The organism is Planomonospora sp. ID91781 (assembly GCF_015711595.1).
Lineage (GTDB): Bacteria > Actinomycetota > Actinomycetes > Streptosporangiales > Streptosporangiaceae > Planomonospora > Planomonospora parontospora.
The window spans coordinates 1-25,091 of the sequence record NZ_JABTEY010000005.1 but is presented as its reverse complement, the minus strand read 5'-3'; the positions used below and the strand labels follow the sequence as shown (position 1 = coordinate 25,091).

Below are 25,091 nucleotides of genomic sequence, written 5' to 3'. Positions count from 1 at the left end.
TCCTCGCGGACGATCTTCCGGAGGCCGGGGCGGGGTACGGTGCTCTGCCGTGACCGAACCGGACTTCCTGCGGGCCACCCGCGACTCCTACGACGCCATGGCCGTCCCCTACACCGAGTTCGTCAGCGGCGCGCTCGACCGCATGCCGCTGGACCGGGCGATGCTCGCCGTCTTCGCCGAGCTCGTGCTGGCCGGCGGCGGAGGGCCGGTCGCCGACCTCGGGTGCGGTCCCGGCCGCCTGACCGCCCACCTGCACGGTCTGGGGCTGACCGTGTCCGGGATCGACCTGTCGCCGGAGATGGTCGCCATCGCCCGGCGGGCGTACCCGCACCTGCGCTTCGACGAGGGCTCGATGACCGGCCTGGACCTGCCGGACGGCTCCCTCGGCGGCGTCCTGGCCTGGTACTCGACCATCCACACGCCGCCGGAGCGGCTGCCGGAGGTCTTCGGCGAGTTCCACCGGGTGCTGGCCCCGGGGGGTCACCTGCTGCTCGGCTTCCTGTCCGGCGACGGGTCGCTGCGCGCGGCGGAGCCGTACGACCACAAGGTGGCGCCCGCCTACCGGTGGCCGGTCGACCTCGTCGCCGACCTGCTCGGCCGGGCCGGGTTCGAGACGACCGTCCGGCTGCTGCGCGAACCCGAGGGGGGCGGGAGGCACGCGCAGGGCTGCCTCCTGGCCCGCAGACCGGTCGGCGGCGGACCGGGTGAGCTGGAGGACCGCGTCACCGGGTGACCGGGTGACCGGCGAAGCGCCCGGATCGGCTCACCGCTCGATCGCCACCGGGCCGGGCTGCTCACGGCTCGGGTCGTCACCGGGCCGGGTTGCTCACGGCCCGGTCGTCACCAGATCGGGTTGCTCACGGCTCGGTCGGCGGGGTGACGGTCCCGTCGAGGATCCGCCGGCGGACGGCGTCGACCTTCCGCTGCAGCGGGGCCACCGCCTCGGTGTTGGAGGTCGCGTAACCGACGCCGTCGGTCTTGAGGTCGAAGCGCTTGACGCCGCCGCTGCGGTCGCCCTTGATGAAGGCCTGGATCTCCTGGAAGACGGCGTTGTCCACCCGCTTGACCATGGAGGTCAGGATGGAGTCCCTGACACCGGCGTCCGCCGTCTGGTACTGGTCGGTGTCCACCCCGATCGCCCAGGCGCCCCTGCGTGCGGCGACCGCCTCCAGCGTGCCCGCGCCGGACCCGCCGGCCGCGGTGTAGATGACGTCGACCCCGGACGCCAGCATCCCCTCGGCGATCTTCTTGGCCTTGTCGGGCGCGCCGAAACCGCCGAAGTCCGGCGGTGTGGAGATGTAGTCGACGCTGACCCGCACGCCCGGCCGGGCCTCGGCCGCGCCCGCCGCGAAGCCCGCCTCGAACTTCTGCAGCAGCGGCATGCGGACGCCGCCGATGAAGCCCACCCTGCCGGAGCGGGACTTCAGCGCCGCGGCGGCGCCGGCCAGGTAGGAGCCCTGCTCCTCGGCGAAGACCAGGGAGACCACGTTCGGCGCGGTGAAGGAGTCGTCGTCGACGATCGCGAAGGTGGTGCCGGGGAACTCCGCGGCGACCTTCTTCAGGGACGTGGCGTACAGGAAACCCACCGCGATGACCGGGTTGCGGCCCTGCTCGGCCAGCTCGCGCAGCCTGGCGGTCCGCTCCTCCTCGGTCTCCTCGGAGAGCGTGACCTCGGCGCCGTCGACCTCCAGCTCCTTCTTCGCCCGGTCCAGGCCCGCGGCCGCCGCGTCGTTGAAGCTCTTGTCGCCCCGGCCGCCCTGGTCGAAGGCCAGGCCGACCCGGACCTGCTCCAGTCCCAGGCCGTCGCCGCCCGCGGCGGCGGCCGCGCGCACGACCGGCTCCGCCTCGGTCCCGCACCCGGCGAGCGCCGCGGCGGCGGCCGCGCGCACGACCGGCTCCGCCTCGGTCCCGCACCCGGCGAGCGCCGTGGCGGCGGCGGTGGCCAGCGCGGCCAGCGCGATCCTGCTCCTGTTGGGCCTGTCAGCCACTGTGCTCTTCCTTCTGACGTGCGGATCCGGGAGATCCTGCGAGCTTCTGACGTGTGGATCCGGGAGATCCTGCGGGCTTCTGACGTGTGGATCCGGGAGATCCTGCGGGCTTCTGACGTGCGGATCCGGGAGGCCCTGCGGGCTTCTGACGTGCGGATCCGGGAGGTCCTGCGGCGCGTACGGCGTGCTCACGGCGTGCGCGCGCGCCGTCCTCGCGGTGCGTACGCGCCGACCGGCCGTGATCGTTCATCGGACACGGCCTAGTAGCGGAACTGCTCGACGGCTTCGCGCAGCCGGCTGGAGACGCCGGTGAGCTCGGCGACGGTACGGCGCGAGCGGGAGACGTCGGCGTCGACGGCGGAGGCCGAGGAGGCCACGGCGGTGATGCTCTCCGCGATCCGGGAGGCGCCGCCGGCGGCGTCGGCGACGCTGCGGTTCATCTCGTTCGTGGTCGAGGTCTGCTCCTCCACCGCGCTCGCGATCGTCATCTGGTAGTCGCTGATGCCCGCGACGACCTCGCTGATCCGGCCGATGGCGCCGACCGCGGCGGCGCTGTCGCTCTGGATGGCCTGGACGAGCCGGCCGATCTCCTCGGTGGCGGAGGCGGTCGCCTGCGCCAGGTTCTTGACCTCGTGGGCGACGACGGCGAAGCCCTTGCCGGCGTCCCCCGCGCGGGCGGCCTCGATGGTGGCGTTGAGGGCGAGCAGGTTCGTCTGCTCGGCGATGCTGGTGATCAGCTTGACCACGTGGTCGATCTCGGACGACGACGAGGTCAGCTGGACGACGGTGGCGTTGGCCGACTTCGCCACGGCCACCGCCTCGGTGGCGACCCGGGCCGCGTCGGAGGCGTTCTGGGAGATCTCCTCGATCGCGCCGCCCATCTCACGCGACCCCTCGGCGACGCTGCGCACGCTGTCGCTGACCTCCTGCGAGGCCGCGGCGGCGGCCCCGGCCTGCTCGGAGGTCTTGGTCGCGCTGTCGGCGAAGACGCGGGTGACCTCGTCCAGCTCGGCCGACATGTCCGCGAGCGTCCCCGCGTGGGCGGCCACGTCGGTGACGACGGTGCGGACCGCGGCGAGCGCCTCGTTGAGCGCCTCCGCCATCTGCGCGGGCTCGTCCGCGCCCTCGGTGGGCAGTTCCACGTCGAGCCTGCGGCCGGCCACCGTACGCAGGGCGTCCCGGGCCGTGGTGACCGGGTTGACGATGCTCCGGGTCACCAGCCACGCCAGGGCGCAGCCGAGCGCGAGGGCCAGCACCGTGCCGACGGTGATCGCGCGCTGGGCGGAGGCGGCCGCCTCGGACGAGGCCTCGACCGCGGCCTGGCTGCGCTGGTCGACGGACTGGGCCAGTTGCTGCGAGGCCCGCAGGATCCGGTAGTAGGTGTTCCAGCTGTCGTAGACGGCCAGCTGGTCGCCCTTCCAGAGGGCTTCGGGGGTGCCCGGCCTGAACGTCTCGACGATCGTGTCGTTCAGGGCGAAGTACGTCTCGGACTCGGTGCCGACCCGCTCGAACAACTTCCGCTCCGCCTCGGTCATCGAGGCGGTGGCCACCTGCGGCAGGAACTTCTCGAAGCGCTCGCGCTCCTGCTGCCAGGCCTTGTAGTTGACCGAGTCGCCGCCGAACGCCCGGTCGGCGCCCAGGCGGTGGACGTCGGAGATGTAGGCGCTCTGCCAGCCGCTCATGCCGGCCGCGTAGAACTTGATCTCCTTGGCCTGGCTGGTGAGCACCTGGAGGTCCCGGACCTGCGCGGCGGTGTTCCGCTGGTCCTGGATCGCGAGGAAGGAGATCACCGCGATCACTGCCAGCAGCGTCAGCAACGCGGTGAACGCCACCGCCAGCCGTACCCCGATCCTGACGCGCCGCATGTGATCCTCCGTGATTGACGCCGTACGGCGGCCCGATCGGCAGGCGCGGGGCGGAACTGAGCAAACTTCGCTCTGAGCGGACTCCCCTGCCCGCGGGGCCCCGCGTGGAGCCGGCGCCCGTACGGCGGAGCCCGCGGCTCCGGGCGGGCCTGGCCGTATGATCGCGGACCTGGGAGTATCCGAGGCGAGCGTGGCCGGGCCGCGTGCCGCGCCGCGCGCCGTACGCCGGGGAGGCGATCGATGACCGGTGACGACGGGACGGGCGTCTCCGCCTCGGCGGACGCCTCCGTCCGCCCCGCCGCGGACGGGCGGAGCGCGCCGGAGCGGGTCGTCCGGGGGAAAACCGCCCCGGAGACCGGCGCGGCGCCACCGGGCGCGGCCCCGTCCGCCGCGATGCCGCCGGACACGGTGCCGTCCGGTGCGATGCCGTCCGGTGCGATGCCGCCGGACACGGTGCCGTCCGGTGCGATGCCGTCCGGTGCGATGCCGTCCGGTGCGGTGCTGCTCGATGCGGTGCCGTCCCGCGTGATGCCGCCCGACGCCGTGGTGTCGGCCTCGACCGCGGCCCGCATCGCGGCCAGCGTGCCGGAGGCCACCCGCCGTGCCTACGCGGGGGACTGGAACCGGTTCACCGCCTGGTGCGGGAGGTCGGGCCGTACGGCGCTGCCCGCCACCGCCGAGACCCTGGCCGAGTACGTCTCCGTCCTCGCCGACGAGGGCAAGGCCCCGGCGACCATCACCCGGGCGATCGCCGGCATCCGCACCGCGCACCGCGTGAGCGGCCTGACCCCGCCCGACACCACCGCCGCCCGCGCCGTCCGCAGGGCGTACCGGGGCGAGCGCGCCGCCGCGGGCCTGCCCAACCAGCGCCAGGCGGCCGCGCTCGCGGTCGCCCACCTGCGGCGGATCGCCGCCGCCCTCGACACCGGCGCCCCGGCGGACCTGCGCGACCGGCTGGCGGTCGTGCTGGGCTGGGCCATGATGGCCCGCCGCAGCGAGCTCGCCGGTCTCGACCTGGCCGACGTCACCGAGGTCGAGCAGGGACTCGTCGTCACCGTGCGCAGGTCGAAGACCGACCAGGCCGCGACCGGGCGGCAGGTGGCCGTGCCGTACGGTTCGGACCCGCTGACCTGCCCCGTGCGCACCCTGCGCGCCTGGCGGGAACTGCTGGCCGCGCACGGCGCCGTGACCGGTCCGCTGCTGCGCCGTGTCGACCGCCACGGCGCCGTCGCGGGCGTGCCCGGCGCGACGCCCTCCGGCCGCGGGCCCGCGGACGGGCGCCTCACCGGCTACGCGATCGGGAGGATCCTCGTCCGGGCCGCGCACCGGGCCGGGCTGGCGGTCGACGGCCTGAGCGCGCACAGCCTGCGGGCGGGAGGCGCGACCGGCGCCTACACCGCGGGGGCCGACCTGGTCTCCATCGGCCGCCACGGCGGCTGGCGTGACGGCTCGGCCGAACTGCTCAAGTACATCCGCGACGTGGACCGCTGGAAGCACAACCCCATGCACGGCTCGGGCCTGTGAGGGCCGCGGTGCCGGGCTCGCTGTCGGCGGGCCGGACGCCGGGCTCGCTGTCGGCGGGCCGGGCTGCGGGCCCGTCCGCTGCGGGACGGTTTTCGGACGGTCCTCATTCGGAATTACGGTCCTCTAGGTCACCGTGCCCGGGCCGACGGGCCCGGGCACGTGGTGCTCGGATGCTCCGTCACGGCGGCCCGGAGGCCGGGCCGCCGTGACGGGCCCGCTCACCAGGCGTAGCTGTACAGGTAGTTGCTGCTGGCCCCGTACGGCCCGGCGAACTGGTAGTTCGAGTAGTACCAGCTGCTACCCCAACCGGGGCCGTAGCCATAGCCGCCGTAGTAGGGATACGGGTGGTCGGTGTCCGCCAGGGCGGCACTCTGACCGGCGAGCCCCAGGGCCGCAACGGTTCCTGTGATCACCAGTGCACGTCGGATCATCGTCATCATTGCGATCTTTTCCTTCCGCTCCGCGCGTCACGGTCGTGGACGACACGGATCACTCGAAGGGACGCCGCGGCAGTCAGCATTCAGGACCGGACATGGTTCCCATCCCTGACTGGAGCGGTCTCATTTCACATTACGCTCAGCCGTCCCGCGCATCGGAAGAACGCCGAGTGATGATCTAACGAGTTATGTCCCTATATGGGGAGACATGCTGGCCGGTTGTGACCGGGGACGATTGCGATCTCCACCCGCGGGCGGACGGCATGGGACGCCCCTGACCCCTCCCACCCGGAGACGGCGGCCGTCCGTCACGGCGCGTGGGGACCGGGCGCGCCGGTCCGGCCTCCTCATGAGCACCCGACCCTTTCATCATGAGCACCCGACACCACGCGGGCCACAGGTGTTCACGGCGTAAACACGTGAGGCATCTGGAATAGTTGGCCTCCTGATCCGAAGTACCGGAACGGGAAGCACACGGAACAGGAGCCCGACGTGGCCAGAGTGCATGTTGTCCTCAATCAGAAAGGCGGCGTCGGCAAGTCCACGCTCGCCGTCAACCTCGCCGCCGTCACGGCGGACACCGTGGGCGGGGTGGCGGGGGAGAACCCCCCGGTAGTCACGGTCTCCATCGACCCGCAGGGATCCGCCGTCTGGTGGTCGGAGCGGGTCGGCGACGCCCTCCCCTTCGACTTCGTCCAGGCCCACGACGACATCGCCGGGCTGGCGGGCCTCCGCCACATCCCGCACGTCACCGACGTGTGGGTGGACACCCCCGGCTGGCTCGACCTGTCGGACGGGGCCTCCTCCGACGACCCTCTCGGGGACGGCAAGGCCGCCGAGGCGCTGCGCGCCGTACTGGACAACGCCGACGACGTGATCGTCCCCATCGAGCCGGAGCCGCTGTCGTTCCAGCCGACGTTCAACACGATCGAGAAGGTCGTCAAGCCCCGCAAACTGCCCTACCTCGTGGTCGCCAACAACTGGGACCCGCGCGACGGCCGCGCCGACCTGGACGACACCCTGCAGTTCGTACGCAACCAGGGCTGGCCGCTCGCCAACACGGTGATCAGGCACTACAAGATCCACTCCCGCGCGTCGGCCGAGGGGCTGGTCGTCACCCAGTACCCCAAGAACCGGGTGGCGATGGAGGCGCGCGAGGACTTCTACCGGCTCGCCCTGGAGCACGGGCAGATGCGGAACGGGAAGCACTGATGGCGGGGAAGAGGACGAGTCTCGCGGCGCTGATGGTCGGCCAGCCGGCCGAACCCGAAGCGAAGGCCCCGGCCCCGGTGGCCTTCGCGGCCGCCAAGCGGCCGGAGACCCTGCGGCTGGAGGACCTGGCCGACAACCCGGACAACCCCCGGGAGAGCCTCCGGGACCTGGAGGGGCTCGCCGACACGATCCGCGACGAGGGCGTGCTGCAGGACCTGGTCGTCGTCCCCCGGGACATCTGGCTGGCCGTCCACCCGCACCACGCCGAGAAGATCGGCGACCGGCCGTACGTCATCCAGCACGGCCACCGGCGCCGCCACGCGGCCGCGCTGGCCGGGCTCGCCGAGGTGCCGGTCAAGGTGCGCGAGTCCGCCGAGTCCGCCGAGGAGCGCACCCTCATCGAGAACTTCCAGCGCGACGACCTGACGCCGCTCGAGGAGGCGCGGGCGCTGCAGCGGCTGATGGAACTGCGCGAGATCTCGCTGCGGGAGGCCTGCCGCAGGGTGGGCAAGTCCCCCGGCTGGGGATCCCAGCGGCTGGTGCTGCTCAGGCTCAGGCCCGAGCTCCAGCAGGCCCTGGTGGACGGCACGCTCAAGCTGGAGGACGCCCGGGAGATCGGAAAGCTCCCCCCGGAGGAGCAGGCCCTGCCGGTTCCGCCGGCCGTCCCGCCCGCCCCGGGGGAGAGCCGGATCCTGGGGGGTGTTCACGGCGTGAACACCCCGGAGGCCGGACCCGCCGTCCCCCGGCAGACCGGAACCGGCAGACGGGACCGCGGTGTCATCCCCCTCGGACCGCCGTCGGTGATCGCGGCGGAGCTGCGGGCCCGGCTGTCCCGAGAGGATCTGGAGACACTGGTGGAGTTGCTCTCCGCCACGGTGGCCCGCTGACACCCGGCCGCTCGGCCGCCCGGCTGCCCGGCCCGCCACATCGCGCGGAGACGGGAGACGCCGCACGCGACCGCGAGATCACCCGGGCGGCGCGGTGCTCACGGCACGGACGTCCGGATGGGCGGCCGCAGGGTTCCCCGCTCTCCCGTCCCGTTGAAATCGGCGTACGGCCGACCGGGAAGGCCGAGCGGAGGCCTTCCGCAGAGCGCTGTCACGGCGAACACGGAGACGGCCGCCACCCCCTCGGTGTCGAGGGACAGGGGTGTTTACGCCGTGAACACCGCCTGGTGGTTCCGGCATCGTCCGGAGGGAGAGCGGTGGCGTGAGCGGGCTCCCGCGAGGGCGACGGTGTTTACGCCGTGAACACCCGGCGGATGAAGACGTCGGCGGCCGCCGGTTCCCGGGCATCCGGTCCGAGGGTGGGACGGGAGCCTTCGGTGTTTACGGCGTGAACACCCGGGCGGCACGATCGGCGGGTTCCTGCCGACGAGTACGGGTCTCCCGGACGCGGGAATGCGTGGAGGCCGCCGCCCGGGTGTCCGGGTGGCGGCCTCGCTGACGTTCGGCCGGGTCTCAGCGGGTGGCGGTGCGCAGCACGGTCGCGACCAGGTCCTTGGCCGGAACGGCCGGCTCGGTCTTGACCGTGACCGGCGTGGCCGGGTTCTTGTCCTTGACCGCCCACGCACCGGAGGCGAACGGCTCCGGGTGGTTCTTGGTGCCGACGCCCTTGCCCCACTTGGTGACCACATAGGTGACCTTGATGTGGCCCTTGCCGCCGTTGCCGTCCACGCCCAGAGTGTCGGCGTTGAACTCCCCGCCGGTCAGGTCGGCGAAGGTCTTGGCGTCCAGGTCCAGCATGATGCCCCGGTTGGAGGGGATGCCCGGGCCGCGGTCGCCCACGAAGAACGGCGCCTTCTTGCCCTTGTACAGCACGTAGCCCTCGGTCATCAGCGGCCAGGAGGGGGAGGCGGCCAGGCCCTTCTGCATCGGCTTGCCCGAGGCGGGCAGCCCGGTGTCACCGGCGCGGCCGGAGGCGTCGTCCCAGTAGTAGGAGGCGGTGGTGGCGCCCTTGAGCATGACCTGCTCACCCTCACCGCTGTCGGCGGTGGCGGCGCTCGCGGTGCCGGCCACGACCGCGCCGGCCAGGGTCAGGGCGGCGGCGGTGGTCAGGGCGCGGGCGGCGAGGCGGGCGGTGGCGGTCATGAAAGCGGATGTCCTTTGCTGCGGCGACGAGGTCTCGGCCGGTGGTGCCGGTGGCCGGTGCGGGCCCGTGTCGTAGCGGCCTACGACATCCAGTAAGCCGTCTGGACGTAGCGGCCCCAGTGCAGGAAAGGTGCAGCCCGGTTGCCGGAACCCGGAAGTTCTAAAGTCCCGAAACCACCGGGGTTTCCGGGCTCGAGAGAACACGGGGACAGTGATCACCGGGGGGAACGGTGCCGGATGCGGCCGGTCACGTACCGGAGGACCGGAGCCGTTCCCGGAAGGGAGCATCCACAGATGAAGCACCAACGCGCCACGGACCCACAGACCCTGTCGGGTGTTTACGCCGTGAACACCGGATGCTCTCCATCGCTGTGGCCAAGGGCGCGGTACAGACCGTGGTGATCTCGGGCGGCAGGGCCGGAGCACCGGAGCAGGAGTGCGCCTGCACCACGCTGTCTCCAGCAGGTCCCGCATACGGCGCTCATCGAGTTCCGGCGTCGGGTGCCGATTTCCTCTCTCATGAGTCGCGGGTGTTCACCTCAGTCCGCCCAGGATGCCCCAGCCTTCAGGCCGGGGAGGAATGGGCGTCCCGCCCGGGACGGTCCGGCGGAGCCGGGACGGCCTGCTGCACGATGTGCAGCACCTGCGCGTGCAGGGATCGGTGCTCATGCTCGGCCAACTCCTTGAGCCGTGCGTGAAGGTCGTCGGGAAGCCGCAACGTGATCTGTTTCATGTCGGCAGAATACCTGCCGGACCCCATCTCGCTGATGGCAAACTGATGGCATGCCCCGATACTGGCTCTCCCCCACCCCCGCCCAGGAGGCGGCGCTGGCGGAGCACTGCGCGCACGCGAGGTTCGTGTGGAACCTCGCCGTCGAGCAGCACGCGCACTGGAAGCCGGGCCGGAAAAGCGCGCCGGGGTTCGCCGAGCAGTGCCGCCAGCTCACCGAAGCCCGAGCGGCCTTCGGCTGGCTGGCCGCCGGGTCGATCATCGTCCAGCAGCAGGCCCTCAAGGACTTCGCCCAGGCCATGGCGAACTTCTTCGGCGGCACCCACCGCAAGCCGACCTGGCGCAGACGCGGCCGGAATGAGGGGTTCCGGATCGTCGCCGTCAAAGCCGACCAGGTGCGGCGCCTGTCGCGCAACACCGGCGAGGTGAAGATCCCGAAAGTCGGCTGGGTGCGCTTCCGCTGGTCCCGCGCCGTGCCCGGCGGGGTGAAGTCCTACCGGATCACCCGGGATGCGGCCGGGCGCTGGCATGTCGCGTTCGCCGCCGTCCCGAAGCCGGTGCCCGCGCCCGCAACGGGTGAGGCCGTCGGCGTGGACCGGGGCGTGGCCGCCTCGGCGGCGCTGTCGACCGGCCAACTGCTGACCGCTCCCGGACTGCGCGAGCCCGAGGCCAGGCGGCTGCTGCGGCTTGAGCGGAAACTCGCCCGCGCCCGCCGCGGCTCCCACCGGCGGGCGAAGGTCAAGGCCGCCATCGCCCGGCTGAAAGCCCGCCAGAGCGACCGGCGCAAGGACTGGGTGGAGAAGACCTCCACCGATCTGGCCCGCCGGTTCGGCGTCATCGCCGTCGAAGACCTGAAGATCCGGAACATGACCCGGTCGGCGAAGGGCACCGTCGAGCAGCCGGGAACGAACGTCCGCCAGAAAGCAGGGCTGAACCGGGCCATCCTCGCCGCCGGATGGGGGCGGCTCGTGACCCGCCTGGAGGACAAGGCTCCCCGGCCGCGTCGTCAAGATCAACCCCGCGTACACGTCGCAGACCTGCAACGCCTGCGGGCACCGCGCCCCGGACAACCGCGAGAGCCAAGCGGTGTTCCGGTGCGTCGCCTGCGGGCACCGGGCCGACGCCGACGTGAACGCGGCCTGCAACCTCCGGGACACCGCCGTGGGGCGCACGGTGGCTGCGCGGGGAGGCTCGCCGTCGGGCGGGCCGGTGAACCGCGAACCTCAACGCGACCTCCTCCTTGCGGGGTAGTCGCCGTTGGAATCCCCCGTCTTCAGACGAGGGAGGACGTCAAGGCGTAAACACTCCGGAGACGAAGCCAGCGGATGTCCTCCGCGCAGATCACCAGCAGACGGCAACGCGTCGAGGCCGCCACCGGGTCAACCGGTGGCGGCCTCATATCCGTCATGTGGAGGACCAGGTCTCGCTCAGCTGCGCTTGACGCTCAGACGCTCGCTCAGGAAGTGACGGCCGGCGTAGGCACCGCCGACGGCGATGAGCAGTCCTCCGAGAGCGAATCCGGTGGAGATCCCGCCGGCTTCGCCGGTCTCCGAAGCGGCGGCGACGTTCTTGGTCTTGATCTCGTCGGTCTTCGGCGTGGCCTTCTCGGTCTCCGCCTTGCCGGACTTGTTCTCGTCCCTGGGCTCGGCCTTGGCCGAGGTGGCGAGCATGACCGGCTCGGCCGGGTTGCGGTCCTTCTTCGACCAGGCGCGGGTCTCGAACGGCACCGGGTGGTTCTTCTTGCCGACGCCCTTGCCCCACTTGGTGATGACGTAGGTGACCTTGATGTGGCCCTTGCCGCCGTTGCCGTCCACGCCCAGAGTGTCGGCGTTGAACTCCCCGCCGGTCAGGTCGGCGAAGGTCTTGGCGTCCAGGTCCAGCATGATGCCCCGGTTGGAGGGGATGCCCGGGCCGCGGTCGCCCACGAAGAACGGCGCCTTCTTGCCCTTGTACAGCACGTAGCCCTCGGTCATCAGCGGCCAGGAGGGGGAGGCGGCCAGGCCCTTCTGCATCGGCTTGCCCGAGGCGGGCAGCCCGGTGTCACCGGCGCGGCCGGAGGCGTCGTCCCAGTAGTAGGACGCGGTGGTGGCGCCCTTGAGCATGACCTGCTCACCCTCACCGGTGTCCGCGCTGGCCGTACCGGCAGTGATCACGCTCAGTCCGGCGGTCAGGGTCAGACCCAGGGTGGCGGTGAGGAGACGGGCACTGGTGGTGAGGCGGGCGGCGAACGTCATGAAGGCGGTTCCTTTGTGCGGCGACAGGACTCCGGTTCCGTCCGAGCTCCCGGAAGGGCTCGGGCGGGGCCGGTGAAAGCCCTGCTGTAGCGGCCTTCGACATCCAGTAAGCCGTCCGGACGTAGCGGTGCCAGTGCGGGAGAGGTGCAGCCCGGTTGCCGGATCCGGGAAACCCTAAAGCCCCGAAACCACCGGGGATCCCGGACCTCTCACGCGCCCGGGAACCGAGCCTTCCCCAGGGGAGGCGGCATGGGGCACGGGCCGGGGTCCGTGGTGTCCCGGCGTCCGGGCGACGGCCGGGTCCGATCCTGCGCCGCACGAAAGGGGGAGGTCACAGCGGTGACCGGCGAGAACGCTCCTCCCGGGGTGGCGGCCATGGGACGCCGTCGGCCCGGCGGGTGTTTACGGCGTGAACAGCGGGGGTTCGCGAAGACGTCGCGCTCGCCGCGCAGGGGGCGCAACCGTCGGGGCGGGAGGTGTGGCCGCTCGCGGCCTTCACGGCCTCGGTTTTGCTGTTTTGGCAACGGTATTTGTCAAACCGATCGCCGTCGGCGGATAGTTCGGACAGGGGACGGCGATCACCGCACCCCGGAGAAGACACAGAGGAGGACACCCCGATGTCGGACGAAACCGTCACGGACGAGCAGCTCTGGGACGCCCGCTACAGCGAGAGCGAGCGGATCTGGAGCGGGAATCCCAACGCCGTCCTGGTCAGGGAGGTCACCGGCCTCGAGCCGGGCAGGGCGCTGGATCTGGGGTGCGGTGAGGGGGCCGACGCGATCTGGCTCGCGCAGCAGGGCTGGCACGTCACCGCCGTGGACATCTCCCGCGTCGCCCTGGAGCGTGCGGCCGGGCACGCGGCCGAGGCCGGTGTCGCCGACCGCGTCGACTGGCAGTGGCACGACCTCGGGGCGTCCTTCCCCGACGGCGCCTTCGACCTCGTCTCCGCCTGTTTCCTGCACTCGCACGGCGACCTGCCGCGGGAGAAGATCCTGCGGACCGCCGCCTCCGTCACCGCTCCCGGCGGGACGCTCCTCATCGTCGGGCACTCGGGGCCCCCGCCCTGGGAGCACGACCACCACGGCGTGCACCTGCCCACCCCGCAGGAGGTCCTCGAATCCCTCGACCTCGCGGACGGGCGGTGGGAGGTGCAGCGCTGCGAGGAGCACGAGCGGACCCAGACCGCCCCCGACGGCCGGCCGGTCACCCGTACGGACAACGTCCTCAGGGTCCGGCGCCTGGACGGCCGGGCATGACCGAGGCCCCGGCCGAACGGAGGAGGCCCGGAGCGTTCACGGCGTGAACGCTCCGGGCCTCCTCCGTTCGGACCGTGCGGAACCTTCGCCCTCGGTGCCGGGGGAGTGGACCCCGTCCCGGTCATCCGGTTCCGGTCTCCTCCCCGTCGTGATCCGGGAGGAGGTCAGGCGGCGCAGTTGATGTAGACGGGACGGGGGGTGCCGGCGCTACCGGACTCGACGCGGGCGACCATGGCGGCCTGACGGCGGTTGCCGGCCATGATGAGCACCATCGCCTGGGCCGCCGCGAGCTGCCGGGCCAGGATGGCGTCGGCGCGGGGGCGCAGATCGAGCGGGAGCGGGCCGAGCCCCTCGGGCGGTGACCAGGGATCGGCGATGGGGATCTCACGGCTGCGGCGGTCGTCGGAGAGCATCTCCTCCACCGCGACCACGTCCATCTCCAGGGCGTCCAGCGCGGCGCACCACTCAGCACGCCAGTCGCCTGCGGCAGGGGGCTGAGGGCTCATGGCTACGCCACCCGGGCGGCGACGCCGACGGCTCCGGCCTCGAGGACCGCCGTGCGCCAGGCGTCGCGCAGCGGCTCGACCATGGACCGGCACGAGGCGACCTGGGCGGCGTCCCCGCGCACGTTGGCCTGGATGAGCTGGGTGAGCAGGAACCCGTAGAGCTCGGCCAGCCCCGCCGCCCCGTCCCAGACGTCCGTGCGGAGCGTGGTACGCAGCTCGATGACGATGTCCTGGGCGTGCTGGAGCTGGACGGAAGCGGCCTGCCTGTCTCCCGCGCCCAGTGCCTCCTCGGCCTTGACCAGATCGAGGACCAGCCGGTCGTAGAGCATGACGAGCAGCTTGCCGGGGGACGCGGTGGTGACCGCGTCGGCGATGTACCGGGCCCGCATGGAGGGGTTGTTCATGACGCGCTATCCGTTCTCAGCTATTCGGGCTTGGGCAGGCTGGCGATCTGGCCGGACAGCCAGGTCGACTGCTGGTTCAACTTGCCGAGCGCGACTTCCAGGCCGGTGAACTGCTTGCGCAGCGCCGCCTCACGCCGTTCGAGGCGCAGGTCCCACGCGTCGATCCGCTTGTTGAGGTCGGTGACCAGGCTCTCGCTGCCTTTGACGGCCGTGGTGACGGCGGTGGTGCTGTTGTTGGCGATGATCGAGAACCGCTCGGCCAGGCCCATGACCGCCGTCACCCGGGACTTGGGGATCTGCGTGCCGTCGGCCGCGGTGGTCACCTGGACCGCCGGGTCCTCGGCCGTCATCGCGTTCATGACCTTGGCGGGGTCGGCGGCGTACGCCTTGAGGAACTTCTCGCGATCGAAGGTGAGCTTTCCGGTGCTGTCGAGCTCCACGCCGAACTGGGAGAAGCTTCCGTAGCCGGTCTGGCCGTTACCGGTCTGCCCGAGGATGGTCTGCGCCATCTGGCGGACGGTGGAGTTCCCGGAGAGCGGCTGCTTGGTCTTGGAGGCGGCGTTGTAGGCCGTCTGGGAGCCGATCTCGCTGAGTACGGCGTTGGCGGAGTCGACGAACGCCTTCACCTTGTCGGCGACGGCCTCATTGTCCGCGTCTGCCGTGACGGTGACGTTGTTCTCCAGCTTCGTCACGTTGATGGTCGTGCCCGTCAGCACTCCTGTGATCGCGTTGCTGGCGCTGGTGACGGTGTAGCCCCCGGCCGCCGGGTCACCCACGTCGATCTTGGCGTCGGCCGCCGGGGTGATGTCGTCGGGGGCTCCTCCGGCCAGGCCGGTGATGCTGAAGCCGGAAGCCGTACCGGTCTTGGTGGAGCTGAGCTGGAGCACGGTGCCCTGGTCGGTGGTGAGGACCGAGGCGCGCACGGACAGGCCCTTGGCGTTGATCGCCTCGGCGACGCCCTGCGGGGTGTTCGTGGTGACGTCGATGTCCACCGCGGCGGCGGTGCCGATCGTGAGGCTGACCTTGGTGGCTCCGCCGGCCAGCGCGGGGTCCGTGGCCGAGGCGTACTTGGCGGTGCTGACCTGGGCCTTGGCGACGCTCGTGACGTTGAAGGTGACGCTGCCGGGGACGGCGCCGGCCGTCGTGGTCGGGGTGACCGTGGTCGAGGAGGACGACACCTTGGCGAGCTGCCAGGAGGTCGCCTTGAGCATGTCGTCGGCGGAGCTCTTGAGCGCGGCCAGCTTGGTGTTGATCGCCTGGTAGGCGAGCTTCACCTTCTCCTGGGCGCTGACCTTGGTCTTGAGCTGGGTCTGCGGGGCCCTCTCCACCTGCATGAGCTGGGAGATCAGGGAACTGGTGCTCAGGCCACTGACCAGGCCGTCGACGGTGCTGCCAGCCACGTATGCGAGTCCTCTCTACGTCGCCCGTCCCGTCGGACGGGCGTTCACGTCCGTCCCGTCGGATGGACGCGCCGAACAGACGAAGGGGCGGCCGGCGGTTACGCCGACCGCCCCTTCCGGTACTGCGATGCCTCTCCTCCGCAGAGCGCCGGTCAGGCGCCCGAGGAGGATCAGCCCAGGAGCTTCAGCACGGACTGAGGAGCCTGGTTGGCCTGGGCCAGCATGGAGGTGCCGGCCTGGCTGAGGATCTGGTTGCGGGTGAAGCCCACCATCTCCTGCGCCATGTCGGTGTCACGGATGCGCGACTCCGACGCGGACAGGTTCTCGATGGCCACGTTCAGGTTGTTGATCGTGTGCTCGAACCGGTTCTGCACCGCACCGAGCTTGGCGCGGGTGTCCGACACCGACTGGATGGCGGTGTCGAGCGTCTCGATCGCGGCCTGCGAGGAGGTGACGTTGTCGGCGATGCTGGCGGCGTTGGTCCACAGCACCGAGGTGCCGACCAGGGAGGCGCCGTCGACGTTGGCCGTGCTCAGGTCGACGTTGATGCGCTCGGCGGCGTCGTCGCCGTTCGAGCCCACCTGGAAGGTGCCGTTGTAGCTGTTGTCCAGCAGCTTCTGGCTGCCGAAGGAGGTGGTGTCGGAGATCCGGGTGAGCTCGGTCTTGAGGTCCTGGAACTCCTTGTTGGCCGCCTCCTGCGCCTTGGCGTCCTGGGAACCGCCGTTGGCGGCCTGGACGGCCAGGTCACGCATACGCTGAAGGATCGAGTGCGTCTCGGTGAGCGCACCTTCAGCGGTCTGCACGACCGACACACCGTCCTGCGCGTTGCGAACGGCGACCTTCAGGCCACCGGTCTGAGCACGCAGGCCCTCGCTGATGGACAGACCCGCGGCGTCGTCGGCCGCCCGGTTGATGCGGAAACCACTGGACAGCTTCTCCAGCGACTTCGACATCGCCCCGTCGTTGACCGACAGGTTCCGGTAGGCGTTCATGGCGCCGATGTTCTGGTTGATACGCAGACCCATGATCTTCTCTCCTTAGCGGGGTCGTGCCGGTCCGTCCGTGGCCCGGTCTGCCTGTTCAATCGGCGGCTGTCAGGAGACGCTGAGGAAACCCCGCGGATTTCTTCGGATTTCCTCCCGGCCTGCCGGACCGGTGCGTCCGTACGGCTCCGCGCCCGGGTGCCGTCGGCCGGTCCGGTCGGCGGCACCGCCGCGGTCCGGATGGCGGCCGGGACAGCGGGAAAGGGCATCGGAACAGCGGGAAGGGCGCCGGGACAGCGGAAAGGGCGGCCGGCGGGGTACGCCGGCCGCCCTCTCACGGGGTGCCGTTCACCTGCGGGCGCCGGTCAGGCGCCCGAGGAGGATCAGCCCAGGAGCTTCAGCACGGACTGAGGAGCCTGGTTGGCCTGGGCCAGCATGGAGGTGCCGGCCTGGGTCAGGATCTGGTTGCGGGTGAAGCCCACCATCTCCTGCGCCATGTCGGTGTCACGGATGCGCGACTCCGACGCGGACAGGTTCTCGATGGCCACGTTCAGGTTGTTGATCGTGTGCTCGAACCGGTTCTGCACCGCACCGAGGGCGGCGCGGGTGTCCGACACCGTCTGGATGGCGGTGTCGAGGTTCTCGATCGCGGTCTGGGCGTTGCCGACGTTCTGCGCGATGGTCTCACCGGTGGTCCACAGCTTGGAAGCCGTCAGACCCAGGGTGGCCGAGTCCTGGTTGGTGATGGCCACGCTGATGCGCTCGGCGGCGTCGTTGCCGTTCGAGCCCACCTGGAAGGTGCCGTTGTAGGTACCGTCCAGCAGCTTCTGGGTGCCGAAGGAGGTGGTGTCGGAGATCCGGTCGAGCTCGGTCTTGAGGTCGGTGAACTCCTTGTTGGCCGCCTCCTGCGCCTTGGCGTCCTGGGAACCGCCGTTGGCGGCCTGGACGGCCAGGTCACGCATACGCTGAAGGATCGAGTGCGTCTCGGTGAGCGCACCTTCAGCGGTCTGCACGACCGACACACCGTCCTGCGCGTTGCGAACGGCGACCTTCAGGCCACCGGTCTGAGCACGCAGGCCTTCACTGATGGACAGACCCGCCGCGTCGTCGGCCGCCCGGTTGATGCGGAAACCACTGGACAGCTTCTCCAGCGACTTCGACATCGCCCCGTCGTTGACCGACAGGTTCCGGTAGGCGTTCATGGCGCCGATGTTCTGGTTGATACGCAGACCCATGATGATCTCCTTGACGGGGTCGTGCCGGTCCGTCCGTGGCCCGGTCTGCCGGTTCAATCGGCGGCTGTCAGGAGACGCTGAGGAAACCCCGCGGATTTCTTCGGATTTCCTCCCGGCCTGCCGGACCGGTGCGTCCGTACGGCTCCGCGCCCGGGTGCCGTCGGCCGGTCCGGTCGGCGGCACCGCCGCGGTCCGGATGGCGGCCGGGACAGCGGGAAAGGGCATCGGAACAGCGGGAAGGGCGCCGGGACACCGGAAAGGGCGGCCGGCGGGGTACGCCGGCCGCCCTCTCACGGGGTGCCGTTCACCTGCGGGCGCCGGTCAGGCGCCCGAGGAGGATCAGCCCAGGAGCTTCAGCACGGACTGAGGAGCCTGGTTGGCCTGGGCCAGCATGGAGGTGCCGGCCTGGGTCAGGATCTGGTTGCGGGTGAAGCCCACCATCTCCTGCGCCATGTCGGTGTCACGGATGCGCGACTCCGACGCGGACAGGTTCTCGATGGCCACGTTCAGGTTGTTGATCGTGTGCTCGAACCGGTTCTGCACCGCACCGAGACCGGCGCGCACGTCCGACACCTTCTGGATGGCGAGGTCGAGCGTCTCGATCGCGGCCTGCGAGGAGGTGACGTTCGCGGCGATGGTTCCACCGCTCAGCTGGGCGGCGCCGACCAGCGCGGTGCCGTCGAGGTCGCCCACGGTGGCGGTGGTCAGGTCGACGTTGATGCGCTCGGCGAGGTCGTCGCCGTTGGAGCCGACCTGGAAGGTGCCGTTGTAGGAACCGTCCAGCAGCTTCTGGCTGCCGAAGGAGGTGGTGTCGGAGATCCGGGTGAGCTCGGTCTTGAGGTCCTGGAACTCCTTGTTGGCCGCCTCCTGCGCCTTGGCGTCCTGGGAACCGCCGTTGGCGGCCTGGACGGCCAGGTCACGCATACGCTGAAGGATCGAGTGCGTCTCGGTGAGCGCACCTTCAGCGGTCTGCACGACCGACACACCGTCCTGCGCGTTGCGAACGGCGACCTTCAGGCCACCGGTCTGAGCACGCAGGCCCTCGCTGATGGACAGACCCGCCGCGTCGTCCGCGGCCCGGTTGATGCGGAAACCACTGGACAGCTTCTCCAGCGACTTCGACATCGCCCCGTCGTTGACCGACAGGTTCCGGTAGGCGTTCATGGCGCCGATGTTCTGGTTGATACGCAGACCCATGATCTTCTCTCCTTAGCGGGGTCGTGCCGGTCCATCCGTGGCCCGGTCTGCCTGTTCCATCGGCGGCGACCGGGAGGGGCTGAGGAATCCCAGCAGGTTTTTTCAGACGTCTTCCGGCCGGGGCCGGAATGCCCCGTACGGCAGGGGCGCGCTGCGGGGCGTCGCCGTACGGGAGGCGGGGAGGGTCAGGCGACGCGGGCGACCGGGGCGCCGAGGGTGTCGGTCAGGGCCAGGCGGCTGCGCAGGTCGCCCTTGGCGGCGATCTCGGCGTAGTAGGCGGTGCGGCGCTTGGCGACGCAGCCGTCGGGGCGCTCGGGGCTCTTGACCATGGTGGGCTCGAGCTGGGCGTTCATGCCGTCGCGCAGCAGCACCAGGGCCTCGGCGCGGAGCTGGGAGACGCGGGACTCGGTCACGCCGAGCTCGGTGGCGATCTCCGCCATCGGCCGCTCCTCGAGGAAGTAGCGGGTGACCACGAGGCGCAGGCGCTCGGGCAGCGAGTCGACGGCGTGGGTCAGGTAGCCCAGGCGCTCACGGTGCAGCAGCAGCTCCTCGGGACCGGCGGTCTGCTCCTGGACCATGTCCTCGGCGGTGCCGGGGGCGAAGCCCTGCAGGCTCAGCACGACGGCGCGCTGCACGTCCTCCTCGATGGACTCGACCTCTTCCTCGGCGACGCCCAGCGCGGTGGCGAGCTCGCGGTTGGTCGGGGTGCGGCCGAGGGAACCGCTGAGCTGCTGGCGGACGGTGTCGAGCTGGCGGGCCCGGCTGCGCACCGAGCGGCTGGCCCAGTCGAGGCCGCGCAGCTCGTCGACGAGGGCGCCGCGGATGCGGACGGCGGCGAAGCGGCCGAAGGGGGTGCCGCGCTCGGGGTCGAACGACTGGGCGGCGGCGGCCAGGGCGGCCAGACCGGCGGAGGTGAGGTCGTCACGGTTGACGTGGGAGGGGACCCGCATGAGCGTCTCGCGGACGATGTGACCCACCAGCGGCAGGTGCTCGCGGACGAGGTTCTCGATCTCGCGGCTGACGGTGGTCGTGGTGCCCTGGGTCCTCACGTGCAGCCCTCTCGTGACGATGTGCTGGGAAGTGGTACATCCGGCCCGTTCGGTGCCGACATGTAGAGAAAACAGGCACAAAGAGGTAGGAACCGGTTGCTTTCGGTTGCCGAACGGTTGCGGAAACTCACTTCTCGTCATGGGGCAGGCACGGGCGGTCATAGTTCGCGCGCCCGGAGGGGAAGTCCTCAGGCCGGGCCGTGCGCTGCCGACGGGGTCCGGTGAGGAAGCGCGCCGCCTGGGCGCCCCCTACGACTGAGAAGGCGGGACGGATGAGTTTGGCCGATCTGTCGAGCACGCTGTGGCGAGTCCGCGAGATGCTGGACCTTCTGCTGTTCAAGCTCGAAGAGGAGCAACTCGTACTGGCGGCGGGCAAGACGCGCTGGCTGCCGCACGCCACCCGCGAGGTGGAGATGGTGCTGGAGCAGATCCGCCGGGCCGAGGTCCTGCGCGCGGCCCAGGTCGACGAGGTGGCCGCCGAGCTCGGCCTGCCGCCCGCGCCCAGCCTGTCCGCTCTGGCCGACGCCGCCGGCGGCCCGTGGGCCGAGCTGTTCACCCAGCACCGGACCGCGTTCCTGACGCTGACCGCCGAGATCACCGCGCTCGCCGAGGCCAACCGCGAGCTGCTCACCGTCGGATCGCGCGCGGTCCACGAGGCGCTGATGAACGTCACGGGCTCCGTGGCGACCTACGGCCGCTCCGGCGAGACCGTCACCGCAGGCCGTTCCTCACGACTTGTCAACGAGGCGATGTAGCAGATGAGCACCTTCTCCGGAATCTCCACCGCGCTGAGCGCCATGTACGCCCAGCGCCAGGCGCTCGACGTCAACGGCCAGAACATCGCCAACGCCAACACCGAGGGCTACACCCGCCAGCGGGTCGAGCTGAACTCGGTGGGCGGAGTCGTCACCCCGGCCGTCCACTCCCTCAGCGACGGCCTGGGCAACGGCGTCACTGCGGCGGGCGTCACCCGCCTGCGCGACGCGTTCCTGGAGTCGCGCGGGCAGATCGAGCACGCCAAGTTCGCCTTCCTCGCGGGCCAGGAGGAGATCCACGCCCGCATCGAAGAGGTCTTCAACGAGCCCAGCGACACCGGGCTCCAGGCCCAGCTGTCCGACTACTGGAACGCCTGGCACGACGTCGTCAACCAGCCCGGCGACCTGGCCGCCCGCGCCCAGCTCCTGCAGCGCGGCGGCACCGTCGCCGACAGCATGCGCAGCAGCGACGACGCGCTCGACTCGCTGTGGAACAGCACGGCCGCCCAGCTCGACTCCTACGTCACCGAGGTCAACACCGCCGCCGACACCGTCGCCCAGCTCAACAAGGCGATCGTGCGGGCCACCGCCGCGGGCCTGCCCGCCAGCGAGCTGGCCGACAAGCGCGACGGCCTGGTGCTGCGGCTCGCCGAGCTCACCGGCGCCACCTCCAAGGCCCTCGACAACGGCGCGGTCGACGTCCACCTGGGCGGCGCCAAGCTGGTCGACGGCGCCTCCGCCCGCGAGCTGAGGGTCGCCGGCGGGGGCTCGCTGCGCGACGTGATGGCCGACCCGGTCGCCAACGCCGTCGCCCTGCAGTGGAAGGACAGCGGCGCCGACGCCGGCGTGACCTCCGGTCAGCTCGCCTCGTCGCTGCAGTCGCTCAACAAGGTCCTGCCGGACTACGCGGCCAAGCTGGACGAGGTGGCGACCAAGCTCGCCTCGACCGTCAACACCCAGCACGTCAAGGGCTACGACCTGAACGGCGCCGCGGGCGCCGACTTCTTCACCCCCACCACCGGCACGGTGATCACCGCCGCCACGATCACGGTGGGCGTCGCCGACCCGGCGAAGGTGGCGGTCTCGTCCGTCCCGCCGAGGGTCGAGACCGACCCGATCACCGGCGTGGTGCTCCCGCCCAAGGGCAACCTGGACGCCGGCAACGCCGACGTCCTGGCGGGCCTCGCCAACGCGGCCGACGGCCCCGACCGGTTCTACCGGGAGAGCGTGACCGCCCTGGGAGTCGCCTCCCAGGCCGCGCAGCGGCGGACCGCCATCCAGGCGAGCGTCACGCAGAACAACGACGCGCAGCGGCTCTCCCAGTCGGGGGTCAGCCTGGACGAGGAGATGGCGAACATGCTGCTCTACCAGCGCGCCTACCAGGCCGCCACGCAGATGATCAACACGATCAACGGCACTTTCGACTCCCTCTTCAGCATGATCCGGGGCTGATGACACATGACGTACATGCGCGTTACCGAGAGCTCGATCTCCACCAGGGTGCTCAACAACCTGCAGGGCAACATCTCCCGGCTGGGTGACATCCAGCAGCGGCTGTCGGGCGGCAAGCAGCTCTCCCGCCCCTCCGACTCCCCCACGGGCACGACCTCGGCCCTGTCCCTGCGCAGCGACATCCGCACGCAGGAGCAGTACACCCGCAACACCGACGACGGCCTCGGCTGGCTGGGCACCATCGACACCGCGCTCACCAGCGCGAACAGCCAGGTCAACCGGGCCAGGGAACTGGTGCTGCAGGGCATGTCCTCCGGCGCGGGCGGCTCGGTGGGCGCGCGCACCGCGCTGGCGACCGAGATCGAGAACATCCGCGACTCGCTGATCGGCATCGCCAACACCACCTACCTGGGCCGGCCGGTCTTCGGCGGCGCCGCCTCCGGCTCGGTGGCGTACGAGAAGGACGGCACCTACAACGGCCAGGGCGGCGAGGTGCTCCGCACGATCGGCGACAACACCAAGATCCCGGTCAACTCCGACGGCAAGAAGGTCTTCGGCGACGGCGACGACCAGCTCTTCAAGGTGCTGAGCGACATCGCCGACAACCTGAGGAACGACCCGTCCGCCCTCGGCGACGACCTCACCCGCCTCGACACGAACATCAAGAGCATGCAGACCGAGGTGGCCGACGTCGGTGCTCGTTACAATCGCGTGACACAGATGCGCGACACGGCCGACTCCCGGATTCTGAGTCTCAAGACCCAGCTGTCCGACATCGAAGACATCGACCTGCCCAAGACGATCACCGAGCTGACCCTGCAGCAGACCGCCTACCAGGCGGCGCTGGCGGCGACGGCCAAGGTCGTGCAGCCCTCACTCGTGGACTTCCTGAAATGATCTCTGTAGAGGACCGCCCGATGAACGCAGACACCGCGGCCCCGGTGGACACCACCGGCGGCGAGCTGCCGGCGATCGAGTTCGTCTGCCCGATGCCGGGCTTCGCGAACCACCGCCGGTTCGTGCTCGTGCGCGTCGACGAGGACGGCGTGCTGTACTCCCTGCGCTCGCTGGAGGACCCGGACCTGCGCTTCCTCGTCATCTCGCCGAACCCGTTCTTCCCCGGCTACGAGCCCGAGATCGACGACGAGACCCTGGCGATGCTCGGCGCGGGCGAGACCTCGAACCTGCTCGTCCTGCTCATCGTCACCGCGCCGGGTTCCATCACCGACGCGACGGCCAACCTGATGGCCCCGATCGTGGTGGACACCGCCACCCGCCGGGCGGTCCAGACCGTGCTCAGCGGTTCGGACCTGCCGGTCCGGGCTCCCCTGGTATCCGTCTGAGATCGGTTAGGCTGCCGATACGTCCCCCGGTGAGAGAAGGAGCCGCACGTGCTGGTGCTGACCCGCCGCTCGGGGGAGAGTCTGATGATCGGTGACGACGTCGTCGTCACCGTGCTCGACGTCCGGGGGGACGTGGTCCGGATCGGCATCCGCGCGCCGCGCTCGGTGCCGGTGCATCGCGAGGAGATCTTCCGCGAGCTGCAGTCCGCCAACCGCGAGGCCGCCTCGCCCAACGAGGACGCCCTGGCCGCACTGCGCCGCATGCTGCGCCCCGGGGCTCCCGGCGGGACCGAGGGCGCCGGCGGCGGGGAGACCGGCGGAGCGGACGCGTAGGGGCTGCGGCCCCTCGCTCACCGCACCGGATCCGGCCCTCCCGGGGACGCCCGGCGGCCGCCGGGACCGGCACCCCGGTGGCACCGGAACCGGCGGTCCCGCGCGCCCGCAGCGGGGCTCGCCCCGCTCCACGACCCTCCTGCCGGAGCAGATCCAGAGAAGAGCATGAGCCGGACATCCCGCGGAGTCACGCCGACCGGCGGATCGCGCCTGGTGCGCGAGCCGTACGGCTGGCTGGCGTACCTCCTGGCCGCGGGCGCGCTGGCCCTGGCCGCTCCGCTGGCGGCCGCGGTCTCCCCCGTCCTGGACGCCCTGTGCTGGGTCGTGCTGCAGGGTTCGTCGCTGGCGGCCGTCCTCGTCGGCATCCGCCGGTACGGCCTGGGCCGCCTGTGGGCCTGGCGGCTGATCGGCACGACCGTCACGCTGGCCTGGGTGGCGTCCGCGTTCTTCTGGGGCGTCGGCTGGACGTGGCTGCGGCTCCCCGCGGCCCTCAGCGCCTACCAGATCACCACCCTGCTCTCGTACGGCCTCGGCCTGGTCGCGCTGACCGTGCTGGGGCTGCGGAGCGGCGGCTCGCGCTGGGCGGGGCTGCTCGACGGCGCGATCATCACCGTCGGCGTGGCCATGCCCTTCTGGGCGTTCTTCATCAACCCCGTGATCGACCACAGCGGCTACACCGGCGCGGAGCTCGCCTTCGCACTGGTCAGCCCGATCGTCGACCTGTTCCTGCTGGGCATGATCCTGCGGATGACGCTCGACAGCGGCCGGGCGCCGTGGCTGCTCCTGCTGAGCGTCTCCTACGTCTCCCTGTTCGTCGCGGACGGCGCCTACCTGCTCGACCTGGCGGCGGGCCGGCCGGCCGGCGCCCTCTCCACGATCACCTGGCTGGGCTGGGCGGTCCTGGTCGGCTCCGCCGCGCTGCACCCCAGCGTGGCGGCCGCCGGGCGGCTGAGGCCGCCCGTCGTCTCCAGCCGGGCGCGGGCCGCCACGTTCCTGGCTCTGGCCCTGCTCGGCCCCCTGGCCTCCAGCCTGGGCCCCCTGCTCCTCGGCGTCACCCCCGACCCCCACGACGGGATCGTGGTCATCTGCCTGACCGTG

At 71.2% G+C, this 25,091-nt stretch carries 25 protein-coding genes and 1 pseudogene; 13 read left to right on the top strand and 13 right to left on the bottom strand.

The genetic code is table 11. From position 1 onward, the window contains the following. Nucleotides 1-49: 49 nt before the first annotated feature. Complete coding sequence (locus tag HS048_RS35805; RefSeq protein WP_307832764.1) at nucleotides 50-733, top strand: methyltransferase domain-containing protein; 684 nt, start codon at nucleotides 50-52, stop codon at nucleotides 731-733. 124 nt (nucleotides 734-857) lie between these two features. Here the strand turns inward: HS048_RS35805 and HS048_RS35800 are convergent, their stop codons facing one another. Both HS048_RS35800 and HS048_RS35795 read right to left on the bottom strand, forming a co-directional pair. Then, nucleotides 858-1,988: a BMP family protein gene (locus HS048_RS35800; RefSeq protein ID WP_196470288.1), complete on the bottom strand. Its 1,131-nt coding sequence runs from the start codon at nucleotides 1,986-1,988 to the stop codon at nucleotides 858-860. 260 nt (nucleotides 1,989-2,248) lie between these two features. Continuing rightward, the gene (locus HS048_RS35795) at nucleotides 2,249-3,853 is read right to left on the bottom strand and encodes a methyl-accepting chemotaxis protein (RefSeq protein WP_196470287.1); all 1,605 of its coding nucleotides are present in this window, start codon (nucleotides 3,851-3,853) and stop codon (nucleotides 2,249-2,251) included. Between the two features lie 240 nt (nucleotides 3,854-4,093). Between HS048_RS35795 and HS048_RS35790 the strand changes: the two genes are divergently transcribed. Beyond that, the gene (locus HS048_RS35790) at nucleotides 4,094-5,377 is read left to right on the top strand and encodes a site-specific integrase (protein WP_196470286.1); all 1,284 of its coding nucleotides are present in this window, start codon (nucleotides 4,094-4,096) and stop codon (nucleotides 5,375-5,377) included. Between the two features lie 218 nt (nucleotides 5,378-5,595). On the opposite strand, the gene HS048_RS35785 is transcribed toward HS048_RS35790, so the two are convergent. Beyond that, a complete protein-coding gene (locus HS048_RS35785) occupies nucleotides 5,596-5,817 on the bottom strand; it encodes a hypothetical protein (protein ID WP_068904515.1) in 222 nt (73 codons plus the stop codon). Nucleotides 5,818-6,306: 489 nt separating this feature from the next. Between HS048_RS35785 and HS048_RS35780 the strand changes: the two genes are divergently transcribed. Then, the gene (locus HS048_RS35780) at nucleotides 6,307-7,026 is read left to right on the top strand and encodes a ParA family protein (protein ID WP_068904517.1); all 720 of its coding nucleotides are present in this window, start codon (nucleotides 6,307-6,309) and stop codon (nucleotides 7,024-7,026) included. Beyond that, the gene (locus HS048_RS35775) at nucleotides 7,026-7,913 is read left to right on the top strand and encodes a ParB/RepB/Spo0J family partition protein (protein ID WP_196470285.1); all 888 of its coding nucleotides are present in this window, start codon (nucleotides 7,026-7,028) and stop codon (nucleotides 7,911-7,913) included. Before HS048_RS35780 ends, HS048_RS35775 begins: the two co-directional genes overlap by 1 nt. Before the next feature lie 573 nt (nucleotides 7,914-8,486). On the opposite strand, the gene HS048_RS35770 is transcribed toward HS048_RS35775, so the two are convergent. Both HS048_RS35770 and HS048_RS35765 read right to left on the bottom strand, forming a co-directional pair. After that, nucleotides 8,487-9,116: a hypothetical protein gene (locus HS048_RS35770; protein ID WP_196470284.1), complete on the bottom strand. Its 630-nt coding sequence runs from the start codon at nucleotides 9,114-9,116 to the stop codon at nucleotides 8,487-8,489. Between the two features lie 565 nt (nucleotides 9,117-9,681). Next, nucleotides 9,682-9,849, bottom strand: coding sequence for an Arc family DNA-binding protein (locus HS048_RS35765; protein ID WP_196466074.1), 168 nt, complete (start codon nucleotides 9,847-9,849; stop codon nucleotides 9,682-9,684). A gap of 50 nt (nucleotides 9,850-9,899) precedes the next feature. Between HS048_RS35765 and HS048_RS35760 the strand changes: the two are divergent. After that, nucleotides 9,900-10,778, top strand: a pseudogene (locus HS048_RS35760) (RNA-guided endonuclease InsQ/TnpB family protein); the annotation flags it as partial. Nucleotides 10,779-10,857: 79 nt separating this feature from the next. Beyond that, the gene (locus HS048_RS39260) at nucleotides 10,858-11,097 is read left to right on the top strand and encodes a zinc ribbon domain-containing protein (protein WP_374058810.1); all 240 of its coding nucleotides are present in this window, start codon (nucleotides 10,858-10,860) and stop codon (nucleotides 11,095-11,097) included. A gap of 176 nt (nucleotides 11,098-11,273) precedes the next feature. Here the strand turns inward: HS048_RS39260 and HS048_RS37895 are convergent, their stop codons facing one another. Continuing rightward, nucleotides 11,274-12,080: a hypothetical protein gene (locus HS048_RS37895; protein WP_068904573.1), complete on the bottom strand. Its 807-nt coding sequence runs from the start codon at nucleotides 12,078-12,080 to the stop codon at nucleotides 11,274-11,276. Nucleotides 12,081-12,697: 617 nt separating this feature from the next. On the opposite strand from HS048_RS37895, the gene HS048_RS35750 reads away from it, so the two are divergent. Continuing rightward, nucleotides 12,698-13,336: a cyclopropane-fatty-acyl-phospholipid synthase family protein gene (locus tag HS048_RS35750; RefSeq protein WP_196470282.1), complete on the top strand. Its 639-nt coding sequence runs from the start codon at nucleotides 12,698-12,700 to the stop codon at nucleotides 13,334-13,336. A 164-nt stretch (nucleotides 13,337-13,500) separates the two neighbouring features. Here the strand turns inward: HS048_RS35750 and HS048_RS35745 are convergent, their stop codons facing one another. The 7 genes from HS048_RS35745 to HS048_RS35715 all read right to left on the bottom strand — a co-directional run bounded on the left by HS048_RS35745 (nucleotide 13,501) and on the right by HS048_RS35715 (nucleotide 20,110). Continuing rightward, the gene (locus HS048_RS35745; protein ID WP_068904569.1) at nucleotides 13,501-13,842 is read right to left on the bottom strand and encodes a hypothetical protein; all 342 of its coding nucleotides are present in this window, start codon (nucleotides 13,840-13,842) and stop codon (nucleotides 13,501-13,503) included. Between the two features lie 2 nt (nucleotides 13,843-13,844). Beyond that, a complete protein-coding gene (gene fliS / locus HS048_RS35740) occupies nucleotides 13,845-14,246 on the bottom strand; it encodes a flagellar export chaperone FliS (protein ID WP_068904567.1) in 402 nt (133 codons plus the stop codon). A gap of 20 nt (nucleotides 14,247-14,266) precedes the next feature. Next, the gene (fliD, locus tag HS048_RS35735; protein WP_196470281.1) at nucleotides 14,267-15,646 is read right to left on the bottom strand and encodes a flagellar filament capping protein FliD; all 1,380 of its coding nucleotides are present in this window, start codon (nucleotides 15,644-15,646) and stop codon (nucleotides 14,267-14,269) included. A gap of 170 nt (nucleotides 15,647-15,816) precedes the next feature. Then, on the bottom strand, nucleotides 15,817-16,671 hold the full coding sequence (locus tag HS048_RS35730) for a flagellin (protein WP_196470280.1): 855 nt from the start codon (nucleotides 16,669-16,671) through the stop codon (nucleotides 15,817-15,819). Nucleotides 16,672-17,012: 341 nt separating this feature from the next. Then, a complete protein-coding gene (locus HS048_RS35725; protein WP_196470279.1) occupies nucleotides 17,013-17,864 on the bottom strand; it encodes a flagellin in 852 nt (283 codons plus the stop codon). Nucleotides 17,865-18,203: 339 nt separating this feature from the next. Beyond that, nucleotides 18,204-19,061 (bottom strand): flagellin, encoded by an 858-nt coding sequence (locus HS048_RS35720; protein ID WP_196470278.1) that lies wholly within the window; start codon nucleotides 19,059-19,061, stop codon nucleotides 18,204-18,206. A gap of 185 nt (nucleotides 19,062-19,246) precedes the next feature. Next, nucleotides 19,247-20,110: a sigma-70 family RNA polymerase sigma factor gene (locus HS048_RS35715; RefSeq protein ID WP_068904561.1), complete on the bottom strand. Its 864-nt coding sequence runs from the start codon at nucleotides 20,108-20,110 to the stop codon at nucleotides 19,247-19,249. A gap of 272 nt (nucleotides 20,111-20,382) precedes the next feature. On the opposite strand from HS048_RS35715, the gene HS048_RS35710 reads away from it, so the two are divergent. From HS048_RS35710 to HS048_RS35685, 6 genes are all read left to right on the top strand, one after another. After that, a complete protein-coding gene (locus HS048_RS35710; RefSeq protein ID WP_068904559.1) occupies nucleotides 20,383-20,865 on the top strand; it encodes a flagellar protein FlgN in 483 nt (160 codons plus the stop codon). Nucleotides 20,866-20,868: 3 nt separating this feature from the next. Continuing rightward, nucleotides 20,869-22,317, top strand: a complete 1,449-nt coding sequence (flgK, locus tag HS048_RS35705) for a flagellar hook-associated protein FlgK (protein ID WP_196470277.1) — start codon at nucleotides 20,869-20,871, stop codon at nucleotides 22,315-22,317. Nucleotides 22,318-22,332: 15 nt separating this feature from the next. Beyond that, nucleotides 22,333-23,214 carry a flagellar hook-associated protein FlgL gene (gene flgL, locus HS048_RS35700; RefSeq protein WP_196470276.1) on the top strand — a complete coding sequence of 294 codons (882 nt, stop codon included), beginning with the start codon at nucleotides 22,333-22,335 and terminating at the stop codon, nucleotides 23,212-23,214. 20 nt (nucleotides 23,215-23,234) lie between these two features. Further along, nucleotides 23,235-23,660, top strand: coding sequence for a flagellar assembly protein FliW (locus tag HS048_RS35695; RefSeq protein WP_068904553.1), 426 nt, complete (start codon nucleotides 23,235-23,237; stop codon nucleotides 23,658-23,660). A 48-nt stretch (nucleotides 23,661-23,708) separates the two neighbouring features. Continuing rightward, the gene (csrA, locus tag HS048_RS38400) at nucleotides 23,709-23,993 is read left to right on the top strand and encodes a carbon storage regulator CsrA (RefSeq protein WP_196470275.1); all 285 of its coding nucleotides are present in this window, start codon (nucleotides 23,709-23,711) and stop codon (nucleotides 23,991-23,993) included. A gap of 165 nt (nucleotides 23,994-24,158) precedes the next feature. Further along, a partial coding sequence (locus tag HS048_RS35685) for a hypothetical protein (protein ID WP_196470274.1) occupies nucleotides 24,159-25,091 on the top strand: 933 nt, incomplete at its 3' end.